Genomic DNA, 24,932 nt, shown 5'->3' with positions numbered 1-24,932 from the left:
TTGATTTCCGAAGAATTTCGGTCTAGAGAGCAGCCATGACCAATGAGATCATCTATAAGATCGCTCCGCGCGACCTTTGGGCACAAGCAGAACAGGCTGGTAGTTTTACCGGGGCTCCGGTTGATATTGCCGACGGCTATATCCATTTCTCTACTGCAACACAGGTGCGGGAAACGGCAGCCAAACATTTTGCAGGCCAACAGGAGTTGCTTCTGATCAGTGTGAACGCTTCCGCGCTTGGAGCAGCATTGAAATTTGAAGTTTCACGCGGCGGAGCCCTGTTTCCTCATCTTTACGGCGAGCTGCCGCTTGCAGCTGTTTTGAAGGTTGAACTCTTGCCACTGGGCGATGATGGTTTTCACATTTTTCCGGAGCTGGAAGATTAATGAGCGGGCTTTTTGAAACTCTCGGGCGACGTGCCCTCTTTGCCTTTGATGCGGAACAGGCACACGGCCTTTCCATCGCTGGCCTGAAGACAGGTCTTGTCACCTGCGGCGCGCCAAACGATCCGGCTCTTTCCGTCAAGGTTGCGGGCCTGCAGTTTCCAAATCCGCTCGGCATGGCGGCGGGTTATGACAAGAACGCCGAAGTCCCGGATGCATTGCTGAAACTGGGCTTCGGCTTCACCGAAATCGGCACCATCACACCGCGCCCTCAAAGCGGCAATCCACGCCCGCGCATTTTCCGCCTCGTTGAAGATAGAGCGGTTATCAATCGTCTTGGCTTCAACAATGAAGGCCATGATGCGGCGTTTAAACGCCTGTCGCAACGTGCAGGCAAGAGCGGTATCGTGGGCGTCAATATCGGCGCCAACAAGGATGCCGATGACCGCATCGCCGATTATGTTGCCGGTATTCGCCGCTTCTATCAGCTGGCACGTTATTTCACGGTCAACATCTCTTCGCCCAACACTCCGGGTCTGCGCAATCTTCAGGCTCGCGACAGCCTGCGTGAATTGTTGAGCCGGGTACTGGAAGCCCGAAACGAAGAAGGCAAGATGTGCACGCTGAAGCGTCCGGTTTTCCTCAAGATCGCGCCGGATCTGGCCAATGAAGAACTGGACGATATAGCCGCCGAGGCAACCGAACAGAAGCTGGACGGCATCATCATATCCAATACGACACTTTCACGCGCCGGACTTAAAAGCGCAGAAAATCGTGATGAAACAGGTGGGCTTTCCGGTGCCCCACTTTTCGACCGTTCCACCATCGTCCTTGCCCGGATGCGCGAGCGCGTCGGTCCTGACATGCCGCTGATCGGTGTCGGCGGTGTAGATAGCGCCGAGACAGCGCTGACGAAGATCAAGGCAGGCGCCGATCTCGTCCAGCTTTATACGGGCCTGATCTATCGCGGCCCGAACCTGCCTGCTGAAATCGTGCGCGGCCTATCCGCCGCTGTAAAACGTGAGGGCGTTACCAACATCGCCGCACTGCGCGACCGGGACACCAAAGACTGGGCCCGGCGCGAACTGTCTGCATGATTAAGCGATGAATTCTGTACGATAGCGTCGTGGCAAGATCGCCAGAAGCGTAACGCCGCGGATAGACAGAAACAGATTGAGAGCCAGCCAAAGCCCGTGATTGCCCATCACGGGCTTTGCCGCATAAAGAACAACCATAAAGAGTGCGAGCGACAGAAACATCATGTTGCGCATGTCGCGCGACCATGTGGCGCCGATATAGACCCCGTCCATATGGAAGGCCAGCAGCCCCGTAATGCCTGTCAGCGCCGCCCATGGCAGATATTTCAGAGCCTCGGCATGAACGTCTTCAGCCTTGGACAGAAGCCCAATGATCGCATCGCCGAACACCAGCAGGAAAAAGGCGATGATACTCGCCATGACCAGCCCCCACACGAAAGTGAGCTTGGCACCCCGCACAAAGGCCGGGCTGTAACGCGCCCCGATCGACCGGCCGACAATCTGTTCGGCAGCCGCCGCCATGCCGTCCAGAAAGAAACCGGCAACGAGAAAGAAGTTCAGCAAGACGGCATTGGCCGCAAGCGTGACCGTTCCAAGGTCGGATCCCGCCCGGGTAAAGAAGGCAAAGGCAGTCAGAAGCAGGAATGAACGGATCATGATGTCGCGATTGACCGCGAACATGCGCAAAATTCCTTGCTTCTGAAAGATGCGTGCCCGGTTCGGACGCAGGGATGCATCCTTGCGGAAATGCCTCAGCACGATGAACATGCCGACGAGAGCGGCAACCGTTTCACCAGTCACTGTCGCCCAGGCAACCCCCGTGACGCCCCAGCCCATTTCAAGACCGAGGATGATGCAGAGCACTATATTGATGCCGTTGAGCAGCACTTGAAGACCGAGACCGACAAGGCCCTGTCCGCGGCCAAGAACCAGCCCGAGGATCGAATAATTGATCAGCGCAACCGGTGCCGACAACATGCGGATCGACACATAGGTCGCCATGGCTTCCTGCGTGGCGGAGGTTGGATGCATGAAGGTGGACGAGACAGCAATGATGATCGGCAGGCACAGGATCATCAGACTGCCGGCTACCACCGCGATAATGATTGCGCGCCAGAAGATCGCCTGTTCTTCCACTGCATCTTCCGCACCCACGGCCTGCGCCACAAGTCCAGTCGTGCCGGAGCGGAGGAAGTTGAACATCGATAGCAGGAAGTCAAATACCAGCGCGCCGATCGCCAGACCGCCGATCAGCTCGGCCTGTCCCATCTGGCCGACAACGCCCATGTCCACAAGTCCGAGAAGCGGCGTCGTGATTGCAGCAAGCGTCATGGGAATGGCGATCAGCATCACCATCCGGTGCGTTACGTCGAACGGCCTTGTTACGCCACCAACACGTTGCAGCGACTGATCCATTATGTTTGTCCCGAATGCATTCCCTCTGATGAAGATCATCTACTCTGGAATCAATCGAAACTACAGATAATTCGGCCACCGCATTGTCGCAGTTCCTGACAGCGAACTGTCAGGAGAAACAACAATGTTAAAGACCCAGCATCATGGCCCAATATATGTAAGTGGGTTTGTTTTCAGGCGTAGCCCAGGCAAGGCCATAATGCTCGAATGTCGGATCGAGCATGTTCTTGCGATGGCCCGGCGATTTCATCCATGCGTCGAAGACGGCTTGGGTATCACGCTGTCCCGAGGCCACGTTTTCGGCCGCTGGTCCGCGGATACCCGCCTGGCGCAGTCGCGCGACGAAGCCATTGCCCCAACCGACGCTGTGGCCGATCTTTCCGTAACTCGCCATACGCCTTGCTTGATAAAGCGCGGCTTGCTCGAGCTTGGAATCGGTCGCCATCAAAGGCAGACCATTTGCCTTGCGAATAGCGTTGAAAATCGGGGTGGGATCATTGTCTCCGGCAGCCAGCGCCATGTTCAATGGCACGACCGACACCGCCAGCGCCCCACCGGCGAGGACCAGAAAGCCGCGCCGGTTAAGTGTTAATCCTTGTTTTTGCTGCATTGCCTGTCTGAGCTATCCAATTACCGAATTGAGTTCATTTCCGGTAGCTGAGGATACGGAGCAAAATAAAGGCAGGAATGACGACAGCCGCCCCAAGGATCAGATAATCGACAAAACCTGAGATTGCCGAAAAGCCCATATTCCACAGGCGCAGGAAGAAATCGCGAATGCCATAGAAAATATCATAAGGCGTCCAGTGAAACGCGCTCATGACCACGCCGACGACCAGCGAGATCAGCACCAGCTTGATCAGGACACGGGCGGGGGTATCGCCAAGAAAACGGTTCACACCATCCGACATGCAAATCTCCTGAGTGGTTATTGGTCAAAGCGACAGATTCATCGCGCAAGAAATAGGCTGTCCGTGCAGCCTTCGCAAGTTCCACACTCGCTTATCGCTGTTTGCGGTAATCTCGCGGAGCTTTCTGTTTTTGCCGCGAAAATGAACGGTTCATGCTGCGCGTATCGGTGAAACCGCTTGCAACAGCCACTTCCAGCAGGGACAGACCTGTTTCGGATAAAAGTTCCTTGGCCTTTTTAACCCGAAGTTCTTCGCGAACCTCGAATGCCGTTCGCTCAAGGGCAAGTTTGAAACCACGCTCCATCTGGCGGACAGAAATTCCCAATCGTCGCGCGACATCGATCATCGGCACCGGGTCTTCCAGCGTTTCCTCAAAAATACGGATCGCCTTGCGGATTATCGGCGAGCGTACACCGTTGAAACTCAGAGCGGGTTGTTCGGAACGTACAAGCTCATAAGGGATCATGAGGATGGATGCGCTCTTGCGCGCCAATTCCTCGGAAATCTCGTTCTGTATGATTGAAAGCGCCAGCGACGCCGTACCAAGCCCGCCAGCACAGGTGAAATGTCTTCCGCTGCGGTGAAACAGGCTGGTCGTATCGGCTGTATAACCGTCGAAAAGCTCCAGAAAATCGTCACGATGGAACCAGCTGACGCAGCAATTGCGGTCCGGCAGAAGATCGGCCTCCGCCAGCAGAAAGGCGGCAGTACAAAGACCAACTACGGTCTTGCCGCGCCGGTCCGCACGCTTGATGATATCGATCAGTGCCTGCTGCCTTGGCCGATACTGTGCAAGCAACCCGCCGACAACGGCAACATAATCACAATCGTCTAGTTCTCCCATGGGGGCCGTCGGCTCGATCACCATGCCGGAGCTGGAAGTTACAGGGTCTCCTGATAGCGTGCAGATTTTCCATGCGCAGCGTATCTGACGGCTCTTGTCGCGATCATCGGCAGCAAGGCGAAAAGGATCGAGGAAAAGGCTGAGCGCACTCAGCGTAAAGCCCGGTAGCGCAACAATGCCGACCGATAGCCTGCGCTGCGGGGCATCCGTTGTCGCTTGAAGCTTCCCGTCCTGATCCCGTTCGATTCCAGTTGTCACTTAGGTCGGTCTCCTCCACCCAGAACTATATCTGCTCGGAGGAGGCTAATACAGTCAACGAAAATGCTTGGAAAGCTTCAACTGCTGCGCTTGATAGTTGGAGCCGAGGTCGACACCGTAAAGCGCAGATGGGCGGTGCAGCATGTGTTCGTAAACCAGACGCCCGACGATCTGCCCGTGCTCCAGAATGAACGGAACCTCATGGCTGCGAACTTCCAGAACGGCGCGGCTGCCGGTTCCACCCGCAGCGCTGTGCCCGAAACCCGGATCGAAGAAGCCTGCATAGTGAACTCGGAATTCGCCAACCAGCGGATCAAACGGCGTCATTTCCGCCGCATAAAGCGGGGGAACATGCACGGCCTCGCGTGAGACGAGAATATAGAATTCATCCGGGTCGAGCACGAGTTCGCGCGCGCCGCGATCATAGATCGGTTCCCAAAAGTCGAGAACGTCGTGCGCCGCACGCTTGTCCACATCGACCACAGCCGTATGGTGCTTGCCGCGATAGCCGATCAGCCGATCAGGACCACCCGAAAGATCAACCGAAAGGGCGATGCCGCCGCCGGAAATATTCGGCATCTCGGCTGCAACCAGTGTTTCGGCATTATGCAGAGCAGCGAGTTCAGCTTCATCAAGCTGGGCCCGCCCCTTGCGGAAGCGTATCTGCGACAGGCGCGAACCCGTGCGCACGACGATCGGAAATGTGCGTGGGCTGACTTCCAGATAAAGCGGGCCATTATATCCCGCAGGCACCTTGTCGAATTCCTGTGCCCCGTCAGCAATGACGCGGGTAAAGATATCGAGGCGACCCGTTGAACTTTTTGGATTTGCCGATGCCGAAAGGTCTGGCGAAAGCGCCAAACCTTCAAGGAGCGGCACAATATAAACGCAACCCGTTTCCAGAACTGCTCCCGCAGTCAGGTCGATCTCGTGCAGTTTCAGTCGTTCCAGCTTATCAATAACCGGTGTGCCTGGCCCCGGCATGAAGGAGGCGCGGACACGATAGGCCTTTGCGCCAAGCCTCAGATCGAGGCTTGCAGGCTGTATCTGATCGGGATCAAGAGGGCGTGGAGACGCCAGCAAACCGCTTTCAAACAGCGCGGAAATATCCGCATCCGCCAGAATTCCAGCATCTTTCTGCATCATTACCCCGATACTCCGTAGCCTAAAGCACGTCGTGCTTTATCGTGTTCAAGCGACATGCTTTAATCTCTTGTTTTCACGCATGTCTTTATCCCGAAACCGGTTCCCACTTTCGGGAGACATGCTGTAAGCATTGCTTGACAAAGACCATTGACTGCTCGCGGCGTCAATGCCAACCCTTCCAGCAGCTAGAAACCGGGTTTTCCGCAGGAATCCAAGCATTATCACGGCATGCGGGATGCGCTTTTCCCGAAAAGGGGCGGTTTCGGCATTGACGGCTCTACTCAACAGGCATAATGAAAATGTGTTCCGTGGTGATTTGGCCGGCCGGCTTGCAGCCACGTTAAAGAATTCGCTAAAAAAGGCCGCGGTTCGTTACCGGCCTTTTGCGTGTTCGCAAGGCCGGTTTTTTATTGGCCGCCGAGGCTCGACTATCCTGCCCCGGCCGACCAGCTTTCGACAGGTTGGAAAAATGACGACTGAGAATACCCGCAAGTTTCGCCCTGCAACTGAGCTCGTGCATGCCGGATCGTTGCGTTCCGGATTTGCCGAAATGTCAGAAGCAATGTTCCTGACACAGGGCTTCCTCTATCCGAATGCCGAAGCCGCCGAAGCGCGCTTCAAGGGCGAGGATCCGGGTTTCATCTATTCGCGTTATGCCAACCCGACCACCGACATGTTCGAAAAACGCATGTGCGCGCTGGAAGGCGCCGAAGAAGCTCGTGCAACCGCATCCGGCATGGCGGCGGTCGCAGCTGCGATCCTGTGTCAGGTGCAGGCGGGCGATCACGTGATTTCTGCCCGCGCCGTTTTCGGCTCCTGTCGCTACATCGTAGAGACCATCTTGCCGAAATATGGCGTCGAAATCTCGATTATCGACGGCTCCGATATCGAAAACTGGAAAGCAGCTGTTCGCCCGAACACCAAGGTCATGTTCCTTGAAAGTCCGTCCAATCCGACGCTCGAAATCATCGACATTGCTGCCGTTGCACAGGTCGCCAATGAAGCGGGCGCCAAACTGATCGTCGACAACGTTTTTGCCACACCGCTTTTCCAGAAGCCCCTGGAGCTGGGCGCGCATATCGTCGTTTACTCTGCGACCAAGCATATCGATGGTCAGGGACGCTGCCTTGGTGGTGTAGTCCTCTCCGACCGCGAATGGATTGAGAACACCCTGCAGGATTATTTCCGTCACACCGGTCCGGGGCTCAGCCCATTCAACGCGTGGATCATGTTGAAAGGCCTTGAAACACTGGCCGTTCGCGTGCGCCAGCAGACGCTATCGGCGACTGCGGTTGCCGACTTCCTCGCAAACAAGCCGGGCGTGAAGCGCGTGATCTATCCGGGACGGGCAGACCATCCGCAGGCCGACATCATCGCCAAGCAGATGACCGGCGGCTCGACCCTCATTGCTTTGGAACTTGACGGTGGCAAGGAAGCAGCCTTCAAGTTCCAGAACGCGTTGCAGGTTTTCAGCATCTCCAACAATCTGGGTGACGCAAAAAGCCTGATTACTCACCCGGCAACCACGACGCACAAGAACCTCAGCGACGAGGCGAAAGCTGAACTCGCTATCTCGGACGGTCTCCTGCGTATCTCGGTTGGCCTCGAAGATACGGATGATCTCGTCGAGGATGTAGAAGAAGCGCTGAAGGCCGCACGCTAAGCAAACACATAGAGCTATATTGTGGCATTTAGGCTGCAAACAAAGGCTAAAACTGAGCATTTGCCGGAACATTTCGGCAAATGCCGTTCATTTGACATGCCGAATTGTTGACCTCCCCCGCAACTTTAGCGATAGGTGGGGCGAACAACGGTGCCCATGAAAAGAATCGGCAAACCGTTCAATGCAAAGCATCTTTGCGATCCGGTTTCATCTGATCCCAAGGGTGCCAAGGCCGATGTGAATGTAGGGCGGGTGCGCATGTACAGAGCGGTAACGCGGGGGATCGAAGTTTCGGTCGAACCTTTCTATTTGGAAGACCAGTCCGAGCCCGAAGAAAACCGTTATGTCTGGGGCTATCGTATAACGATTGCCAACAACTCCACGGAAACCGTACAGCTTCGTTCGCGTTACTGGCAGATTACCGATGCGAACGGGTATGTCGAGGAAGTGCGCGGGCCGGGCGTGGTCGGCGAACAACCAACACTCGAACCAGGCGACTCTTTTCAATACTCATCGGGCTGCCCGTTGACCACTACATCGGGCGTCATGGTCGGGCGCTATCAGATGCAGGGCAACGGCGGCAGTTTGTTCGAAGTCGATATACCCGCTTTCTCGCTGGATATTCCGGAACAAAGGCGAACTTTAAATTAGGTTGGTCATAAAAAATGGCTCGCCACCAGTGGTAACAAGCCATTTTCTCAGCTGTAATAAAGCCTAGGACTTTGGCGCGAATTCCGCCGGATCGAACTCATAGCGTTTCGAGCAGAACTCACAGGTCACGGAAATCTTGCCGTTGTCCGCACTCTCTGCAATTTCCTCGGCTGTAAAACCTGACAGCACACCGGAAATTTTGTCCCGCGAGCACGAACACTCGTCCAGCACAGGCACAGAGTCGAAGACGCGCACGCCGCGTTCATGGAACAGACGATAAAGCAGCCGCTCGGAGCCGACCTGCGGGTCCGTCAGTTCAGAACTTTCGATCGTTCCAACCAGCGAACGGGCTTCGTCCCATGCGTCGTCTTCGGGATGAAAGGCGACTTCGGCTTCATCCTCATCACCGCCTGGCAGGTCGGGGATGCGTGCACGCAGTTCGGATTCCGGCAGGAACTGAATGATCAGCCCGCCAGCACGCCACTGTTCCACTGGCTTACCATCGGCACCGCGTTCGACAAGCTTGGCAACGCTCAGTTTCAGATCAGTCGGAATCTGTTCCGACTGACGGAAATAGGTCGTGGCGATTTCTTCCAGCGTCGAGCCATCAAGCGCAACAATGCCCTGATAGCGCTGAGTATAAGCGCCCTGATCCACCGTGAAGGCGAGTGTGCCCCGTCCAAGCAGTTCCTCGGGCTTCGTCTTGTGGGCGGCAACCGCCTCCTTTAACCGTTCCTCGTCGAAACGTGCATAGGCGCGCACCGAACGCGGCGTGCGGAAGTCGACCACCAGCATGTCGACGGGACCGTCGGACTGCGTCTGGAAGATGAACTTGCCTTCAAATTTGAGCGACGTGCCAAGCAATACGGTCAGCACCGTCGCTTCCGCCAGCAGGCGGGCCACTTCTTCCGGATAGTTATGGCGTTTCAGAATGCCGTCGATACTCGCGCCAAGCTGAACCGCGCGACCACGCACGTCGAGTCCTTCCACCTGAAAGGGCACAACGGCGTCATCGCCTGCGAAGTCGAAATCGCCCAGATTGACCTGGATGTTCTCGACTTCGGTATGCTCATTGCTGGTCTTGTCAGCCAAATTATGCTCCCAGATCGCGGCTTTGCAGACACCAGGCCAGAATGGCTTTCTGGGCATGGAGCCTGTTTTCCGCTTCATCGAATACGACCGATTGTGGTCCATCGATCACTTCATCCGTCACTTCCTCGCCGCGATGTGCAGGCAGGCAGTGCATGAAAAGCGCCTTCGGATCAGCTTTTGCCATCAGTCGCGCATTGACCTGATAGGGCATGAAAACGTTGTGGCCGCGGGCATGATCTTCCTGCCCCATCGAAACCCACGTATCGGTCACGATGCAATCTGCGCCGTTCGCCGCTCTTTCCGGATCGATGGTAGACATGATGCTCGCGCCATTCGCTTTTGCCCAATCGACATATTGCGACTTGGGTTCACTGCCTTCCGGCGTTGCGATATTGACGTTGAAATCAAAACGCGCCGCAGCTTCAACCAGCGAGTGGAGGACGTTGTTACCGTCCCCCATCCAGGCAAAAGTCTTGCCTTTGATCGGGCCGCGATGTTCCTCATATGTAAGAACGTCAGCCATGATTTGACAAGGGTGCGTATCGTCCGTCAGTGCATTGATAACCGGAACAGTTGCATATTCGGCAAGTTCCAGCATGCGTTCATGCGATGTGGTGCGGATCATGATCGCATCAACATAGCGCGACAGAACTTTCGCCGTATCGGCGATGGTTTCACTGCGCCCGAGCTGCATTTCCGAACCGGTCAGCATGATCGTCTCGCCGCCAAGCTGGCGCATGCCGACATCGAACGACACACGCGTGCGCGTGGAAGGCTTTTCGAAGATCATCGCAAGCACCTTGCCTGCGAACGGTCGTTCGATTTCTCCCGCCTTCAGGCGCGCCTTGCGCGCCTTGGCGTCTTCCATGATAGCGCGAAGTTCCGATGCCGGAACAGCAGAGAGGTCGATAAAGTGTTTGATCCCGTTATCGCTAGCCATGATATCACGCCGTCTTGCTGATCGGATTTGCAGTTGCGAGCCGTTCGACCGCCGTTTCAATGCGCTTCAGCGCTTCACGCGCTTCTTCCGGCGTCGTAACCAGCGGCGGAAGTAGACGAACGACATTGTCGCCAGCGCCGACGCTCAGGAAATGCTCGTCACGAAGGGCCTGAATGAGACTGGTATTCGGCACAACGCACTTGATGCCGATCAGCAGGCCGCGGCCACGGATTTCGGAAACAACACTTGGGTAGCGGTCAACGATGGAAGCAAGCCCCTGTTTCATGACCAGAGCGGTTGCCTGAACACTTTCGAGGAAACCGTCAGCCAGAACAACATCGAGCACGGCATTGCCGACGGCCATGGCCAGCGGGTTGCCGCCATAGGTCGTGCCGTGAACACCAGCCGTCATGCCCTTGGCCGCTTCTGCGGTCGCGAGACAAGCACCCATCGGGAAACCGCCGCCGATGCCCTTGGCCACAGCCATGATGTCCGGCTTGATACCAGCCCACTCATGCGCAAACAGCTTGCCCGTGCGGCCAACGCCGGTCTGCACTTCGTCGAGGATCAGCAGAAGACCCTTTTCATCACAGATCTGGCGCAGCATGCGCATGAATTCTTCAGGGAAACCGCGCAAACCGCCTTCGCCCTGCACGGGTTCAAGCAGGATCCCTGCAGTCTCATCGGTGATAGCGGCACGCAATGCCGCTTCATCACCGAACGGAACCTGATCAAAACCGTCGACCTTCGGACCAAAGCCTTCGAGATATTTGGCCTGACCGCCAGCGGCAATCGTGGCCAGTGTGCGGCCATGGAAGGCGCCTTCAAAGGTCACAATGCGGTAGCGTTCCGGGTGACCGCTTACATATTGATAGCGGCGCGCGGTCTTGATCGCGCATTCAAGGGCTTCAGCGCCGGAGTTGGTGAAGAAGACCTTGTCGGCGAAAGTGCTCTCGACAAGACGCCGTCCTAGCTTCTCCTGCGCCGGAATTTCGTAGACATTCGACAGATGCCACAGCTTTTCCGCCTGGGTCTTCAGCGTTTCCACCAGATGTGGATGCGAATGGCCAAGCGAGTTCACAGCAATGCCGGCAGCAAAGTCGAGGTAACGTTCGCCGCTTTCGGTAATCAGCCAGATGCCCTCACCTCGCTCGAAGCGCAGCGCCGCACGATTATAGGTGTCGTAAAGCGGTTGCACGGTCGTAGCGTCGGTCATAGCGTCAGGCCTCCAAAGCCTTTTTTGCAGCTTGCACGGTCGCACCGGCAAAGCTGTGTTTCCCATAAACAGTCCTCAGGCACTCGAAACGGTTCCCACCTTTCGAAAAGCGCCCAATATTCCATCCCAGCTGCCGCGAAAATATAATGAGACATGAGGGAATGGCCCAGATAGCTCATGCTCCTCGCCTGAGCTTCCGGCAGAAATAAAAAACCGCCCTCAGGGCGGCATATTTATCTCGCGCGTATATTGGCGTTCACAAAAAAAATGTCAATCAAAGCAAGCAAGGTTTGCAGGCCATCTTTCGGCATGAGTTCATGCATTTTCTCGTTCTTGTAACATTCGCCGGTCGAAGGTGACTTTACGCGAGCGTCCACACTCTATAGAGAAAGGCCTCTCCTCGGCTGAGGCTGCCAGACGGCATATCCGCTTCGCAAGTTCGCGATGTTCCATCCTGAAACAATCCGGGTTTTCAGTTCAGGACCAATTGCGTGCAAAATTTCGGCGCTGGATCAAAGAAAAACCGTCTTTGGCACCCAAGTTGGGGAAAACCATAAAAATGGAATCTGCCTGACAGGGCTATCCCTTGTCATGGAGTCGTTGGATATTGTAGTTTCTTTTTAGAGATTAAAGCTACATTTCGTGCGGCGGACCTAGTCACCCGGATAGATATGGTGTTTGCGCTTGGAGCAATCCGAGAACACTGGCGGATTCCGGATAACGAAAATGATTGGAGCCCAGGGCGATGAACTGGACAGACGAACGCGTCGAACTACTGAAGAAACTGTGGAGCGAAGGCTTGAGCGCAAGCCAGATCGCAGCACAGCTTGGCGGCGTGAGCCGTAATGCAGTGATCGGCAAAGTGCACCGTTTGAAGCTTTCGGGCCGTGGCAAAACCACGACCGCTGCTCCACGCAGCAAGAAGGTCAACACGGTTGCCGCAGCGCCACGTCCTGCAGCACAACATTCAACCGGCGTGCATACGACGACGATGCGCACGGCTACGGTCACCAAGACGGTTGGCGCTACTGCACTTCAGATGGACTACGCCGTAGACGTCGTTGCGGAAAGAGTGGTCAAGCCGGCTTCAGATGTGGTGGTGCCTATTTCGCGCCGTCTCTCACTGCTGCAGCTGAGCGAACGTACCTGTAAGTGGCCGATTGGCGACCCGCTGAACGAAGACTTTCATTTCTGCGGCCATGAATCCGGTGAATCGAGCCCATATTGCAGCTATCATTCGCGTCTGGCTTTCCAGCCGACTGCGGAACGCCGTCGGGCTCGTTAAGACGAATACGAGAATGAGATTATCGGGCCCCGGAGCGAAAGCTTCCGGGGCCTTTATTTTGGTCCGCACACGCCTTGTCCCGAAAGCCACCCCACAATTTTCGGGGTGCGTTCTATTTCAAAGTGGACTTGTAAACTTCCAGCGTGCGGTCAGCGATCCCGCTCCAGCTGTAATCCCGCGCGATCCAGTCGATCATTTCTTGCGACTGCTTGCTGGTCAACGGGCTATCGATCTTCCGCCGCAGCGCATCCTTCAATGCATCGACATTGCCAAGCGGAAAGTAACTCTCCTCTGAAAGCCCCACTTCGACATTGGCAGTAATATCGCTTGCGAGTACGTTCAAGCCATACCCCATCGCCTCCAGCAGAGCGATCGGCATGCCCTCGTGGCTGGATGGCAGAACGAACAATGCCGCCTGACTGAACAAGGCTGACAGCTCTTCTCCCTGAAGTGCGCCCGTCAGCACGACACCTGGCACAGCATCAGCCCTTGCGCGGACGGCCCCAGCATATTCGGCGGTATATTCCGCCGAACCAATCAGAGCCAGTTTCAAGGAAGGATCGGAAAGTTTTGCAAAAGCCTCGATGAGATCGAGTTGACGTTTCTCTGGAACGATCCGTGCCACAAGAGCGATATACCGCTCCGGTAACAGGCCGTGCTTCTCCAACCACGTCTTGTCTCGGCAGGCTGGACGCAGCGTGACGCCGTTCGGGATAAATGTGATCGGCACGCGGTAATGCTGTTGCATGGTTTGCGCGATGTCGTTGGACACTGCAATACGTGCATTTGCAAAACGCATCCCGCACCATTCGCCAAGCTTCAGCATCGTGCGCGCGAGACGCCCCCACTTCTGACGATTATAGTCAAATCCGTGGTGCGTCACGACCGTGCGCAACCCCAGCAGACGCGCCAGCGGAACAGCCAGAGCCGGACCGATTGCGTGAATGTGCAGAACATCCGGACGTTTGAACCCTGCCCGCAGCACGCCCAGAACCGTATGGACAATCGCCTCGAATTTCATGGAAGTCGGTGCCCAGATCGGCGCTACCCGCACACCCTCCCATACATAAGGCTGTTTCTTTTCAAGGTATGGGCGACGTCCGATGACCTCGACATCCCAGCCCTTTGTCACATAGAGCCGGGCGAGCTCCTCGACATGTTTTTCCACTCCGCCTTGTACGTTTGGAACACCGCGTAGACCCAGCATCATGACGCGAGGTCGTCTGTCGTTTCGGACCATCAAAGCGCCCCTAACTCGGCATAAAGTTCCAGCGTGCGATTTCTGTATGCCTGTGGCGAGAATTCATTACCGGCCCAGACCCGGCCTACATTCCCCATCTTGCGCCGCGCCTGCAGAGATAATCCCGCAAACTCGCCAAGAACCCGGGCGAGATCATCGATATCGCCTGCACGGGAAACCATTCCGGTCTCACCTTCGATGATCATTTCGGGAATTCCACCAATGTCTGCGCCAATCACCGGCACCCCAAGCGCATAGGCTTCCAGAATACTGATCGGGGCATTTTCATACCATTCAGACGGAAGAACGAGCGCCTTTGCTTCTCCGATCAGCCTATGCAGTCGTTCACCCGAGACATAGCCTGCGAATGTGACATCGCCGCCCGCCTCAGTGGCAATCGCTTTCAGTGATTGTTCTTCAGGCCCGGTGCCTGCAATAACAAGTTTCTGCCTCGCAATCGCCGCTGCACGAATGAGGGTACCGATCCCCTTTTCCGGCGCCAGTCTTCCGACATAGGCGAAGTAATCGCTCTCATCTGCGTAAGGTTTCAGATCGTCCGTATGGGCGAAGTTGGGAATATAGACCAGCTTTTCTTCAGGCCAGCCCCATTCGGCAAGCTTGGCAATATAGAAGCGGCTCGGCACAACGATGCGGTCAAGCGTATTGCGGTAAAGACCAAGCATGCGATGAATGGCTGTTTCAACGAAAACCAGCCCGCTCAGCGCCGTGGAATCCTTGATGCATTTATGAAGCGCCACATTATAAATGCGCCCGCCCTTGCAGCGCTCGCAAATCTGGTTGTGTGACAGCATTTTATAGGCCGGACAGGCCAGCTTCAGGTCGTGGGCTGTCATGACCGTCGGGATACCCGCGTCCTTCAGAACCGGGAAAATCGACGGTGACAAATGATGATAGATATTATGTGCATGCGCGACATTCGGACGAAAACGTTCGATCAGCGCCTTGATCCGGTCGCGCGCTTCCCATGAATAGATGATCTTGCCCGCTTGCACGAACTTTGTGAGCGGGCTGCTTTCCCGGCCATACTCAATTTCCGAGACGAAATAGGAAGACCAGTCGGATGGGAAATTATCCGGATGCTGCATGGCAAAAGGTGCCGTTTGCCAGCCGATTTCAGAAAATAGTTTGATGTGGTCGAGAAAAACAGTTTCGGCGCCACCGCGCCGATAAAAGTAATTGTTGATCGCCAACAGGCGATGTTCTTTATCATTTAAATGCGTCAAGCAGCACCTCGTTGAGCACCAAGGCGCGCCAATGCTTCGCGGACAGAAAGAACAGCCGCCCCGCTTTTCACCGCATGAGATACGAGGCGCTCAAAGGTTTCAGGCTTGCACCCGAACTCGGTCGGCGTATCGCTGACATCATGCGTATAGAAGACAAGCCAGCCGGGATTTGCATTCAGATCATCGATCCAGCGAGTCTGGCGCGCAGCGTCATCGTCAGGCTGCCTGATCTCCACCGCCTGCAGAAAGGCAAGGTCGATCATGCCGCGATTGATGCGGTTGCCACCTCCGCGGCACGTAGAGAAACGATCAGCAAAGAGCCGCCGCGACATCATGGAAGATGCGCAGTAGGGATAAGCGAAATTGCGCGCCTCGACACGATCAGGCTCGAACACATCGAGATAGGCGGTGTTGCGATCTAAATCGGCCACTATGTTCTGCGCCCCGACATAAGGAACCTTGAGATGATCATAGGTATGGCAACCCAATTCATGCCCGCGCTCGACCAGTTTCCGGCAGCCTTCCTGTGTGATCAGGTTCCTTTTGGCTTCTTTCGTACCAACCAGGTTGCCTGCAATATAGAAAGTGCCATGAACCCCATGCTTGTCGAGAATGGCAGCCCCGGCGCTTTCAGCCGTATCAGGCACATCGTCAAATGTGAAAGTGATGATCCGTTCATTCTTCGGCAGGCAGAATGGGCGCAATGGAAACCGACGGCTGATGCTGTCGTTCAGCCGTATAGCATACCATTCCAGACGGCTGCGCGCCTTGTCGAGACTATCCATTTCCATCATTGCCCCAGCCCCCAAAAGCTGTTTCAGACGAGCTTTGCCTTTGCCTGCAAGCGCAATCCGAAGACAGCAACCATAATGCAGAACCACACCGCCCCACCGTTCTGAAAGAACGTGCTCTCCATACAAGACATATATAATCCGTAAAGCCAAAGGCGAATATAGAGGAGCGTTAATATAGGGTCGTTATCTGTGCTTTCCGCTTCCTTAATATACCGAAGCGGTAAGACCATTATCCAGATAAGCGTCAGAATTAAACCAATAATCCCAGCATTGATCATCATATCCAGAAAAGAATTATGTGCATTGAAGGCTGCAACGGCCCAGCTTGCGCCACCGCCACCTGCATAGACCATTTCCGGCGTTTTCCAGAATGAGTCCAGACCGTAGCCGAAAATCGGCTTTGCCGAGATTGCGGCGAATGCGAGTTTCCAGATGTCAGATCGATTTGTAAAGCTGGCGTCAACGCCCAGGCTTTGGACAAGCTCGCGCAAGGGATCGAAAACGGCCGCCCCGACAGCAATAATATTGAAAGCAGCGATCCCGCCGATAGCAATGAAAACACGTGTCCATTTCAGTCGCACAAACACCAGCGACATCACGACGATAAACGGCAACATGGCCGTCGATGTCTTGCCGCCCGTGTTAAGAACAAAGAACACGCAAAGGGCGACGATAAGCATACCCGTCTTCGGCAAGCCGGTTTTCCAGATATAGAGGCCGAAAAAGCTCATCAGCACCAGAGAGGCGGCGGCGGCATTCTTGTGTGGATAGTGGCCGCGCCATGCACCGGCCAGCATAGGTTCAATAACTTCAGTACCCTGATGAATAGCCCGTTGCGGCATAAAGATTACGCCGAAATAGGCAAACGCCAGTGTTATCAATGAACCGGCTGCCAGCAACCGTGCCATCTGGCGTTCGGATTGCGGCAACATGAGAAAGATGCTCGCATTCAACGCGGTCAGGATAGACAAGACCACTTTCTTGCTGGCGATCATCGGGTGAGCCGACAAAAGGGCCGTCATAAAGAGCCAGAAGAAAACCAGGCCAATCAGAACGCGCGGTTGCAGAATGGCACTGCGCATGGAGCTGCTCAGCGCGCAAACCAGAAAGCTGCCCGTCAGAAACAAGGTGACCAGCTGGTTGAGCGAGCTGGAATCTGCAGCTTTGGCTGTGACGCCGGTCACGGCACCAAGATCCGGATAGGGATTGGTGCCTATCCAGATGAATAAGAACATGCAGAGAAAGAGAGCGGCCCCGATAGCTGACGAGACTCGCGGTTGTATCTCCTCACGGTAATGAACCGATAGTTCAGCCAAGTCAGACCAGACCCTCACGGTTTCGACGCCATGCACCAAGATAGCCCAAACTGAGCGCGAGAACCACACCAAGGCCCATCCCGGCAATGCCACCCCCAGCACCAAGCACGACGGTCTTGGGTGGCCAGCTGCGACCAATCGGAGGAATGGCAGTCGAAATGATCCGGATATTGGTCGCATCGAGTTGCTGGCGCTGGCTCGTCTCCGATGAGCGGGTCAGGAACGTGTTGTAGATAGAGACCTTGGCGGCCATGTCGCGTTCGAGGTCCGACAGCTGGACTTGCGCGTCATTGTCGAGCGCAACAGCCGAACGTGCTGAAGCTGCCTGTGCGTTGAGAGCCGCTACAACGGCATTTGCCTGATCGAGGTCAACCTTGGCCGATTGCAGGATACGCGCCCGTTCCTGCGCCAGCTGCTGTTCCAGACCGGCAAGCTGGCGTTCCGTATTCATCAGTTCCGGATATCGCGGACCGTAGGTCATGGCGAGAGCATCGTAGCGCTGTTTCAGCGACGCATATTGTCCACGCAGATTCGTCATCGTGGGCGATTGCAAGGTGCTTGCCGGACTAACGGCGCTGCCGGTATCCTTTGTCAGCTCCTGATAGCGGGTGCTTGCATCGGCAACGCGCGCTTTGGCATCGACCAATTTAGAATTGATCTGCGTCATCGACTGGGTGCTGACGAGTTCGCCACCTGATGTTTGCAGGCCGTGCGCCCGGCGAAACGCCGAGACTTTTTCTTCCGCCTCAGTTGCCGCCTTCTGCAGAGAGGACAGACGTTCGGATAGGGCAGCGGCAGCACGTCCTGCGCCATCAGCATCTGCTTGCGCAACTTCCTCCTGGAAGGCGTTCGCCAGAGAATCTGCGACCTTTACCGATTTTTCGGGATTTTCCGTCCAGACCGCAATCGTAACCAGATAGGATCGTTCAGGACGCGTAACGTTGATCCGCTGCGACAGTGCACGTACAGCAGTCAGTGTATCATCTTTCGGACCCGCCGGTTTGCTGAGGCCAAGCATAGCCCTAACATCGAACGCTGGCGGAGGAGGCACAAACTCCTCATCCTCATTCAGCTTCAAGTCCGTCACGACCCGCCGGAGTACGTTGCCGGAAGTCAAGATGCGCATTTTGCTTTCGATGTCGAGAATCTGGCTGTCAGCCTGCAGGCTCTGGGCATAAACATCGTTGGGCAACAACTGGAGTCCAGACGGCGGAACCAGCAAATCCGTATAGGCTGTATAACGAGGCTTTGCCGTCATGCCGTAGGCGAGACCCGCCAAACCACCTATTATTGCGAGCGCTGCGATCAAAATCCACCGGGCACGCATCCAGGCGAGCGCCTCGAACAGGTCGAGTTCCGGCAGCATCAGTCCCTTGTTTGCAGGCGCAATGGTTTCAGTAACCTTTTCTTCTTCACGGACAACATACGTCTCGCGTCTGACTGCACGCAGCCGGTCATCGACGGATTCCAGATTTTCACTGGCAGTCTCTGTTACCCGTGCTTTCGAAGCGAGGTCGCGCAAGGTGTACATTAGTCGTCCCTAAGGTTCACTCAATAGCGCAAACATGGCGCTACTATTTTCCTTAGACTTAAAGATTAAAAAATTCGGTTAATGAAAGGCAATCATCTGCACGAGTGTCACCAAAATGCAAATGACGGTCATTTAGTCCTGCAGTTTGTGATAAATTTCGGTCGACATGCTTGGCACCTCATGTTCTTCGGGACTAAGAGAAAACAGTGCATATGCCTCATCATCAGAAGCTTTACGAAAAAGAAGCCTCTTCGCTGTCATAACCTTATCTTGAAGTTCCAAGCGCGCCTTTGATCCTCCAGAAGCACGCTGAGCCATAGCGGCCCGAAAACTCGGTATGAAAATTTGAAACGCCATTGGTCGACATTACTGTCCTACGCAGCTTCTAGCGGCAGCCTTTTTGCGGCAAACATCGCACAGCTTTTTACATTCGCTATTCTGGCACGCTATCTTGGCTCTCACGAGTTCGGTTTGTTCGTGACGGTGATGGCCGTTACCAGCATCGCCACCTTCATTTGCGGCCTGGGCGGAGCGGAATGCCTCGTACGTCGCGTGGCGCAGGATCGAGCGATCTATCCGGCAATGCTTGGCCACAATCTCATTTTGATCGCAGTTACAGGCGTTGTCCTCGTCGCCGCCGGAATGGTGATATTGCCGTTCTGGCTGAGTGGCTCTCCAGAATTTACAAACAACCTGTTTGGGCTTTTTCTGCTACTTGTCACCAATATTGTGTTGGTGCGCCTTATCCTGCTGGTCGAGCAAATTTACATTGCGCATACTGACTTCGTATCGGCCAATCTCTCCGTCGTCGGATTTGCCATTGCCCGCACCATTGGCGCGACAATCGCCTGCCTTGTGTTTGGCGTATCCACTGTTGTCGGATGGGCTTATTGGCAGTTCGGGGTTCATGTGCTGGTCGCCGTGGTTTATGCCTTGTTCCTGCGCAGACTCGGTCTTCCGCAATACACAATCGTGCGCGATGAACTGCGGCTCGGAGTGATGTTCGCATCACAGTTCATCTTCAAGGCGGTCCGCCAGAATGCCGACCTTCTGCTTCTCGGAACATTGGTAACTCCCAGCATTGTTGGCAGCTACGGCGTCACTCGTCGCATCATCGACAGCAGCACATTGACCGTCGAGGCGATGAACCGTCTCGTCTACCCGCATCTGGCCCGCGCCAGCGCAAACGGCATCCATCATGCGCTACCGATTACAATGCGCCTGCTCGGCGCCGCGATTGCAATCGGCATATTCACATCGCTGGCCGTCTTTATCATTGCGCCCTATCTGCCCTATCTCTTCGGCAGCGAATACGACACGCTGGTTTCCTTCTGCCGCACGCTTTGCTGGATCACGGTGTTTGTTGCTCTATGGTCGATAGCGGTGGATCTTCTGGGTGCAGCCAGCCAGCACAGCTATCGCACGGCGGTCCTGAACACAGGCAACATTCTTGGTGCACCGCTTCTGGCACTGGCCACCTGGTATGCGCCAATCACAGGAACTTTCGCAGCTATTTACGTAATCGAAATCAGTATTGTGTTGGCATCGTGGGGATGCGTTATCTACCTCGTTCGCCGGAGTCGTGACGCAGAAGAGAAAAAAGGCGGTTTCAAGCAGGCGGGGGCTTAGATGACGCGCATCTCTACACCAGCAAATGACATCAAGTCGCGACGTGTTCGCGCGATGCATATTGATGATATTCCTGCCGTCCGCACGCTGTTCCAGCGAGTTTTTCGTCCACACTCAAAGTCATGCAACAAGACTTTCGATCAGTATTTTCAGAAGTTCTTTTTTGAAAGCCCCTACTACGACCCTGCAATTGGCAGCGTGGTCCATGAGGACGAGCACGGTGAGATCGATAGCGCGATCTCGGTTCTGCCCATTCCCTATAGGGTCAATGGTCAATCGATCATGGGGCGATTGCTTTGCGCTTTCATGATGAAACCGGAAATGTCGCCACGCGGCGCCGCCGAATTGACACTCACTTTGCGTCCAAGTGAAAAGATACTCAACTTCACCGACAGTGCTGCGCCAGTAAGCCTCAAACATTCCGAAGCAATTGGGGGGATTACACTCGGCACACATGGACTCGGATGGACACGCATATTCCGGGCTGCCAGCTATGTGGCCAGTTACGTTGCAGAACGGCGTCCAATCCTCGGCGGATGGGCAACAAGCTCAGTAGGCAGAATGCTCAACCCGCTTTTTCCGATTCCTGCGATCATGAGAGCTGCCAAGCCCCGGGCGAATGTGAAGGAAATTGCGCAAGACGAAGCCATATCTCTTGTTCCAGGTTACCTGCAAAGCTATTTGGCACATCCAGCCTGGACAGAAAGCGACATCAACTGGCTGTTCCTGATGGCGTCCGACAATCAGGCTGCCGGTACCTTGCGTTTTTGTGCGATCAACGACCGCACCGGCAGTCCGAGCGGCTTTTTTTGTTACTACGTCCGCTCCAATGGCATTGCAGAAGTTCTGAACATCCTCGCCAAGGCCGGAATGGAAAAACATGCCGTCGATGCGATGCTGCTCCATCTGCAGGATGAAGGGCATGTCGCAGCGCAAGGCCGGGTCGATCCGCGTTATCTCAATGCGCTCTCACAACAGTCGATCATGTTCTTTCGTCTGAAAGCCAACGTTTGTGTAGCCACAGCAAACGCGGATATGCTGAACGCCGTTCAGCGTAATGATATCTTTATTGGCGGGCTCGCTGGCGAAAGCTGGAGCAGGCTGTCGACGGATTTCTATTGAGCTGCAAGCTTCCGTTCCAGCAAGAAGAACGTCGTCGGCCCTGCTTTGCCAGCTCCATTGTCCAGCCGGAAGGCAATGGGGCCAGACCCGACAGCTATCTTGTCATGAATCTTCCCATCAAGACCGACTGGCGAGAGTGTCCATGAAACAGTATTTCCTGCCAGTGTCACATCCACCCGGTTACGCAGCAGAGTGACTGGCAACCGTCCCCAATCCTCTATGATTTTCTCCGCCTTGTCGCGGAAGCGCATGTCGGTATTACGGGCATCACTGGCGAAAATTATCAGCAGCTTTTCACTGTCCTTCAATGGCTTCTCATCAATAGCCGAAACAGCAAACAAGCCCCTCTCCTCGGCATTGCCGAGGGATAGCTCACGCAAAGTCAGGCGGTCTTTCAGTTCAGCAAAGGCAATGGCCTCGGTCTTAGGCGTGACAACCTGCATCCGCAGCTTGTTACGGTCGAGCCGGATTTGACCAGTGGCGCTTTCAAACAGGCCTTGCGAGGGATTGGTCGCGTTGTCATCTGCAAGGAGACCCGCCGTTTTCAGACGCTGCAACACGTTATCGAGTGATACATTTCGATAATCGACCGCGACTTTTTTTTGTAGGCCTTGCGGCCAGGCCAGTTCTTTCGTGGCAAGACCGATCCCGCCAACAAGTGCCAGCGGTTTCAGTCGCGCCGATTCTCGAAACTCAAGCGATTCACCAAGGCTCGCCTCACCCTGCATCATGAACGGTAGATTGAAATCTGCAGTTTCAATGTCGCCTCGACGAAACAGGAGTGACGCCAGCGTTTCGCCCGCACGCGCGACAGGATCGACGGCAAAAGTGTAGGGAACGATACGTTGGCGGAATGGCGCGGCCTCATCAAATGCAAGCGTTAGCGGCCCCTGCCCATGGCGACAGATACCGTCCCAGCCCTGCAATGCGGCATAGGCCGGAAACACCAAACCCGCTTCATATCGATAGCGGTTCCAGAACAGATGCTCGTACTCGGTCACAAGAAAAGGCCGCCCGAGCCAGCGCCCGACAGCGATTTCACTGACATAGGAAGCAGCGTCGGCAATCGAACTCGTGTGCTTGATTTCCGTTCCTGGGCTGAGGGTTCCGATCCAGTCATGATAGGTATTGGCAACCAACGCTTTCTGGCTCTGTCTTGAAAGAGCCGTCTGGACGGTGAACCAGTTGTTATAGGGGGCGACAAGACCGCGATAGCCAAGACCGCGTAGGCCTTGTTCCATCCGTTGCGCCAGTAAACGTTCACTTTCAACGAGGAAAGCCTGAAAATCCCGAAGCCGTCTCCCGCCGCCGCTACGGCTTTCAGGCAATTGGATGGTTTGTTGCTCCAGATTTTCGTTGGGAGCCAAACCACCCCATGCTCGTGACAAGGCAGCGGTATTCGCATAGCGCTTTTTCAGAAATGCATTGAACGCGGGACGATAGCCGGGCCAAAATGTGGTCCCGTCGTCATGCTCGTGCACAAAGCTTGTGAATTCGATACCATTTTCATTGAACGGAATGATGAGGGCGAGTGCGGGGTCTTCTAGAGGTGTGAGGCCTGTATAAGGATTGATCGTGGCGTAGACTTCTTTCTGGAAGCGCAGCCAGTGATCAAATGCTGCATCGTCCACATAGGTTCGGCGTTTCAGATTGCCTTCAAGTCCCCAACGATCAGTGTCCTTCCCGCCCAAAGCGCCGCTTTCGGAGGTAAGCCCGTCGATGATCCAGTAAATGCCTTCGCGTTTGAGCGCCGCCATCAGGTAACGCATCCGGTCGAGAGCTTCCGGACGAAAATCGAAATCGCGCTCCTGTCCAAGCATCAAGTCGGCATCAACAAAATGAAGTCGAGCTATATTGTAGCCGTGCAGGCGAAGCTGTCGCACATATCGATCAATGAAGGCATGATCTACCACGCCAGATGAGGGTGGCCCCCAGGCAATCGCGGCACACTGCAGCCGCATCGTTTGGTCAGGCTTATCGGCTGTTGCGAAACGCCCGGCGGCATTTGCGATCAAACGATTTTTCTCTTCAATCGGGATGTTTGTCAGAAACCCCGAAAAATCGAGCGGGCTTCCATCGGAAATTTCGAGATTGTTTTCTGTGACCGGAAGCCATTCCTCAGCACCAGCGTTGGACATCGCGAGGCCTATAAGTGAAACGGATATGGCCAGTCGCAGGATTTTCATCAAGGCTCCCTTATAACCTTACTTTCGATCCAGTCGGTTGGTTTGCGGCGCGGCTGAAAAAAGCCAAGCGGTAGTGCAGCTGCATGAAATATCCATGCTACCACCGCGTAGACGCCAAGCTCGATACTACGCGAACGAATGGACATTGCCGCGAACGGGATCGCCGCAATCACGGCTGCCGCCAGAATTGCCAGCGGCCATCCCGGCACGAAAACGAGAGCCGCCAAGATCACCAGCCACCATAGATAAACCGCGCCCCAAAGCCGTAATTCCGGCAGTTCACGGAACAAATTCTTCTGGTGTGCCTGCCCCATTGCAGCACGCAAAACCTCGCCGGTTCCACGCAGATATTTGCTTTTCCACCGGCGAACCAGAAGCTTATAGGCATTCATGGTATAGCCAAAATGCTGCACAAAAGGGCGATCCAGACGATAGAGTTTCCAGCCTTTACTACGCAGCCGAACACCCGCATCAAACTCTTCATGGCCATGAAGATTGCGATCGGAAAAATATCCCGCCTGCTCGATCGCGCTGCGCCTGTAAAGTCCACCGCCATTCATACGGTCGATGTCACCTGTTCGCGCTTCCGGCGAATGCCGCTTCGCACGACGCTGGAACTCCAGACTTTCCAGAATCTGGTCCACGACATGGCCGGTCACGCCACCGACATCCGGGTGCTTGTCGAGATAATCAAGAGCTGCCGGCAGAAAATCTGGCTCGATTGTCATGTCGCCATCGATCAGGCAGATATAGGGCTGCGTCGAATACTGAAAGCCCAGTTGTGGACCGAGACCGCAGCTGGCCCGCGCGGGAGGCTCGATCTGCACAATCTTGATCGGATAAGACTGTGCTATCTCTATTGTGCGATCCGTGGACCCGCTATCTGCTACGATTACTTCCACTTTTCCGCCAGGCAAAGCCTTCAGAGCGCTCTCTACAGCCTCGGCGATGCGCTTTTCTTCGTTCAAAGTTTTGATGATAATCGAAACAGACATCGTTGACCTATTTGGGAGAAAGCACGCGCCTAG

22 protein-coding genes and 1 riboswitch are annotated in these 24,932 nt (G+C 55.1%); of the genes, 7 read left to right on the top strand and 15 right to left on the bottom strand.

From position 1 onward, the window contains the following. The first annotated feature begins 35 nt into the window (after nt 1-35). Both OHI65_RS11305 and OHI65_RS11300 read left to right on the top strand, forming a co-directional pair. Nucleotides 36-386 carry a DUF952 domain-containing protein gene (locus OHI65_RS11305; RefSeq protein WP_231771314.1) on the top strand — a complete coding sequence of 117 codons (351 nt, stop codon included), beginning with the start codon at nt 36-38 and terminating at the stop codon, nt 384-386. Then, the gene (locus tag OHI65_RS11300; RefSeq protein ID WP_151688928.1) at nt 386-1,480 is read left to right on the top strand and encodes a quinone-dependent dihydroorotate dehydrogenase; all 1,095 of its coding nucleotides are present in this window, start codon (nt 386-388) and stop codon (nt 1,478-1,480) included. Before OHI65_RS11305 ends, OHI65_RS11300 begins: the two co-directional genes overlap by 1 nt. Here OHI65_RS11300 and OHI65_RS11295 read toward each other — a convergent pair whose 3' ends face one another. The 5 genes from OHI65_RS11295 to OHI65_RS11275 form a co-directional block, all read right to left on the bottom strand. Further along, on the bottom strand, nt 1,481-2,836 hold the full coding sequence (locus OHI65_RS11295) for an MATE family efflux transporter (protein ID WP_010658224.1): 1,356 nt from the start codon (nt 2,834-2,836) through the stop codon (nt 1,481-1,483). 127 nt (nt 2,837-2,963) lie between these two features. Continuing rightward, nucleotides 2,964-3,446 carry a CAP domain-containing protein gene (locus tag OHI65_RS11290; RefSeq protein WP_010658223.1) on the bottom strand — a complete coding sequence of 161 codons (483 nt, stop codon included), beginning with the start codon at nt 3,444-3,446 and terminating at the stop codon, nt 2,964-2,966. Nucleotides 3,447-3,480: 34 nt separating this feature from the next. Beyond that, nucleotides 3,481-3,747 carry a DUF6460 domain-containing protein gene (locus OHI65_RS11285; RefSeq protein WP_010658222.1) on the bottom strand — a complete coding sequence of 89 codons (267 nt, stop codon included), beginning with the start codon at nt 3,745-3,747 and terminating at the stop codon, nt 3,481-3,483. Nucleotides 3,748-3,838: 91 nt separating this feature from the next. Beyond that, nucleotides 3,839-4,849 (bottom strand): GlxA family transcriptional regulator, encoded by a 1,011-nt coding sequence (locus OHI65_RS11280; protein ID WP_264358868.1) that lies wholly within the window; start codon nt 4,847-4,849, stop codon nt 3,839-3,841. Nucleotides 4,850-4,903: 54 nt separating this feature from the next. Further along, the gene (locus OHI65_RS11275; protein WP_264358867.1) at nt 4,904-5,995 is read right to left on the bottom strand and encodes a 2'-deoxycytidine 5'-triphosphate deaminase; all 1,092 of its coding nucleotides are present in this window, start codon (nt 5,993-5,995) and stop codon (nt 4,904-4,906) included. 298 nt (nt 5,996-6,293) lie between these two features. After that, nucleotides 6,294-6,373: riboswitch (SAM riboswitch) on the top strand. A gap of 91 nt (nt 6,374-6,464) precedes the next feature. Here OHI65_RS11275 and OHI65_RS11270 point away from each other — a divergent pair. Both OHI65_RS11270 and apaG read left to right on the top strand, forming a co-directional pair. Then, nucleotides 6,465-7,658 carry an O-succinylhomoserine sulfhydrylase gene (locus OHI65_RS11270; protein ID WP_010658219.1) on the top strand — a complete coding sequence of 398 codons (1,194 nt, stop codon included), beginning with the start codon at nt 6,465-6,467 and terminating at the stop codon, nt 7,656-7,658. Nucleotides 7,659-7,916: 258 nt separating this feature from the next. Continuing rightward, nucleotides 7,917-8,309, top strand: a complete 393-nt coding sequence (gene apaG / locus OHI65_RS11265; protein WP_010658218.1) for a Co2+/Mg2+ efflux protein ApaG — start codon at nt 7,917-7,919, stop codon at nt 8,307-8,309. A gap of 63 nt (nt 8,310-8,372) precedes the next feature. Here the strand turns inward: apaG and OHI65_RS11260 are convergent, their stop codons facing one another. The 3 genes from OHI65_RS11260 to OHI65_RS11250 are packed head-to-tail and all read right to left on the bottom strand — an operon-like array spanning nt 8,373 to nt 11,557. Beyond that, complete coding sequence (locus tag OHI65_RS11260) at nt 8,373-9,401, bottom strand: Hsp33 family molecular chaperone (RefSeq protein WP_010658217.1); 1,029 nt, start codon at nt 9,399-9,401, stop codon at nt 8,373-8,375. A gap of 1 nt (nt 9,402) precedes the next feature. Then, on the bottom strand, nt 9,403-10,341 hold the full coding sequence (gene argF, locus OHI65_RS11255; protein WP_010658216.1) for an ornithine carbamoyltransferase: 939 nt from the start codon (nt 10,339-10,341) through the stop codon (nt 9,403-9,405). A gap of 4 nt (nt 10,342-10,345) precedes the next feature. Continuing rightward, nucleotides 10,346-11,557, bottom strand: coding sequence for an aspartate aminotransferase family protein (locus OHI65_RS11250; RefSeq protein WP_264358866.1), 1,212 nt, complete (start codon nt 11,555-11,557; stop codon nt 10,346-10,348). 745 nt (nt 11,558-12,302) lie between these two features. On the opposite strand from OHI65_RS11250, the gene OHI65_RS11245 reads away from it, so the two are divergent. After that, nucleotides 12,303-12,842 carry a GcrA family cell cycle regulator gene (locus OHI65_RS11245; protein WP_010658214.1) on the top strand — a complete coding sequence of 180 codons (540 nt, stop codon included), beginning with the start codon at nt 12,303-12,305 and terminating at the stop codon, nt 12,840-12,842. A 112-nt stretch (nt 12,843-12,954) separates the two neighbouring features. Here OHI65_RS11245 and OHI65_RS11240 read toward each other — a convergent pair whose 3' ends face one another. Genes OHI65_RS11240 through OHI65_RS11220 form a run of 5 tightly spaced genes read right to left on the bottom strand, consistent with a single transcriptional unit; the run spans nt 12,955 to nt 18,967 of the window. Next, complete coding sequence (locus tag OHI65_RS11240) at nt 12,955-14,082, bottom strand: glycosyltransferase family 4 protein (RefSeq protein ID WP_264358865.1); 1,128 nt, start codon at nt 14,080-14,082, stop codon at nt 12,955-12,957. After that, on the bottom strand, nt 14,082-15,326 hold the full coding sequence (locus OHI65_RS11235) for a glycosyltransferase (protein ID WP_264358864.1): 1,245 nt from the start codon (nt 15,324-15,326) through the stop codon (nt 14,082-14,084). The genes OHI65_RS11240 and OHI65_RS11235 overlap by 1 nt, the downstream gene beginning before the upstream one ends. Continuing rightward, nucleotides 15,323-16,120: a polysaccharide deacetylase family protein gene (locus OHI65_RS11230; protein WP_010658211.1), complete on the bottom strand. Its 798-nt coding sequence runs from the start codon at nt 16,118-16,120 to the stop codon at nt 15,323-15,325. The genes OHI65_RS11235 and OHI65_RS11230 overlap by 4 nt, the downstream gene beginning before the upstream one ends. A 23-nt stretch (nt 16,121-16,143) precedes the next feature. Then, complete coding sequence (locus OHI65_RS11225) at nt 16,144-17,505, bottom strand: O-antigen ligase family protein (RefSeq protein WP_231771312.1); 1,362 nt, start codon at nt 17,503-17,505, stop codon at nt 16,144-16,146. Then, nucleotides 17,438-18,967: a GumC family protein gene (locus OHI65_RS11220; protein ID WP_264358863.1), complete on the bottom strand. Its 1,530-nt coding sequence runs from the start codon at nt 18,965-18,967 to the stop codon at nt 17,438-17,440. The genes OHI65_RS11225 and OHI65_RS11220 overlap by 68 nt, the downstream gene beginning before the upstream one ends. A 345-nt stretch (nt 18,968-19,312) precedes the next feature. On the opposite strand from OHI65_RS11220, the gene OHI65_RS11215 reads away from it, so the two are divergent. Both OHI65_RS11215 and OHI65_RS11210 read left to right on the top strand, forming a co-directional pair. Then, a complete protein-coding gene (locus OHI65_RS11215; RefSeq protein ID WP_010658208.1) occupies nt 19,313-20,596 on the top strand; it encodes a lipopolysaccharide biosynthesis protein in 1,284 nt (427 codons plus the stop codon). Continuing rightward, nucleotides 20,597-21,718 (top strand): hypothetical protein, encoded by a 1,122-nt coding sequence (locus OHI65_RS11210; protein ID WP_010658207.1) that lies wholly within the window; start codon nt 20,597-20,599, stop codon nt 21,716-21,718. On the opposite strand, the gene OHI65_RS11205 is transcribed toward OHI65_RS11210, so the two are convergent. Both OHI65_RS11205 and OHI65_RS11200 read right to left on the bottom strand, forming a co-directional pair. Next, on the bottom strand, nt 21,712-23,904 hold the full coding sequence (locus OHI65_RS11205) for a glycoside hydrolase (RefSeq protein ID WP_264358862.1): 2,193 nt from the start codon (nt 23,902-23,904) through the stop codon (nt 21,712-21,714). The genes OHI65_RS11210 and OHI65_RS11205 overlap by 7 nt on opposite strands. Beyond that, the gene (locus OHI65_RS11200; RefSeq protein WP_012090696.1) at nt 23,904-24,899 is read right to left on the bottom strand and encodes a glycosyltransferase; all 996 of its coding nucleotides are present in this window, start codon (nt 24,897-24,899) and stop codon (nt 23,904-23,906) included. Before OHI65_RS11200 ends, OHI65_RS11205 begins: the two co-directional genes overlap by 1 nt. Between the last annotated feature and the right edge of the window lie 33 nt (nt 24,900-24,932).

Origin of the sequence: Brucella sp. MAB-22 (genome assembly GCF_025908475.1) — a bacterium.
In the GTDB taxonomy this organism is placed as follows: domain Bacteria; phylum Pseudomonadota; class Alphaproteobacteria; order Rhizobiales; family Rhizobiaceae; genus Brucella; species Brucella anthropi.
The sequence above is the reverse complement of the archived record's forward strand: the minus strand, read 5'-3'. Positions and strand labels throughout refer to the sequence as shown.

Bases quoted from the DNA above. Each gene is read 5' to 3' on its own strand.
- OHI65_RS11295 (WP_010658224.1), bottom strand. From the start codon at position 2,836: ATGGATCAGTCGCTGCAACGTGTTGGTGGCGTAACAAGGCCGTTCGAC.
- OHI65_RS11250 (WP_264358866.1), bottom strand. From the start codon at position 11,557: ATGACCGACGCTACGACCGTGCAACCGCTTTACGACACCTATAATCGT.
- OHI65_RS11230 (WP_010658211.1), bottom strand. From the start codon at position 16,120: ATGATGGAAATGGATAGTCTCGACAAGGCGCGCAGCCGTCTGGAATGG.
- OHI65_RS11290 (WP_010658223.1), bottom strand. From the start codon at position 3,446: ATGCAGCAAAAACAAGGATTAACACTTAACCGGCGCGGCTTTCTGGTC.
- OHI65_RS11200 (WP_012090696.1), bottom strand. From the start codon at position 24,899: ATGTCTGTTTCGATTATCATCAAAACTTTGAACGAAGAAAAGCGCATC.
- OHI65_RS11220 (WP_264358863.1), bottom strand. From the start codon at position 18,967: ATGTACACCTTGCGCGACCTCGCTTCGAAAGCACGGGTAACAGAGACT.
- OHI65_RS11305 (WP_231771314.1), top strand. From the start codon at position 36: ATGACCAATGAGATCATCTATAAGATCGCTCCGCGCGACCTTTGGGCA.
- OHI65_RS11300 (WP_151688928.1), top strand. From the start codon at position 386: ATGAGCGGGCTTTTTGAAACTCTCGGGCGACGTGCCCTCTTTGCCTTT.
- OHI65_RS11210 (WP_010658207.1), top strand. From the start codon at position 20,597: ATGACGCGCATCTCTACACCAGCAAATGACATCAAGTCGCGACGTGTT.
- OHI65_RS11245 (WP_010658214.1), top strand. From the start codon at position 12,303: ATGAACTGGACAGACGAACGCGTCGAACTACTGAAGAAACTGTGGAGC.
- OHI65_RS11270 (WP_010658219.1), top strand. From the start codon at position 6,465: ATGACGACTGAGAATACCCGCAAGTTTCGCCCTGCAACTGAGCTCGTG.
- OHI65_RS11240 (WP_264358865.1), bottom strand. From the start codon at position 14,082: ATGGTCCGAAACGACAGACGACCTCGCGTCATGATGCTGGGTCTACGC.
- OHI65_RS11275 (WP_264358867.1), bottom strand. From the start codon at position 5,995: ATGATGCAGAAAGATGCTGGAATTCTGGCGGATGCGGATATTTCCGCG.
- apaG (WP_010658218.1), top strand. From the start codon at position 7,917: ATGTACAGAGCGGTAACGCGGGGGATCGAAGTTTCGGTCGAACCTTTC.
- OHI65_RS11285 (WP_010658222.1), bottom strand. From the start codon at position 3,747: ATGTCGGATGGTGTGAACCGTTTTCTTGGCGATACCCCCGCCCGTGTC.
- OHI65_RS11205 (WP_264358862.1), bottom strand. From the start codon at position 23,904: ATGAAAATCCTGCGACTGGCCATATCCGTTTCACTTATAGGCCTCGCG.
- argF (WP_010658216.1), bottom strand. From the start codon at position 10,341: ATGGCTAGCGATAACGGGATCAAACACTTTATCGACCTCTCTGCTGTT.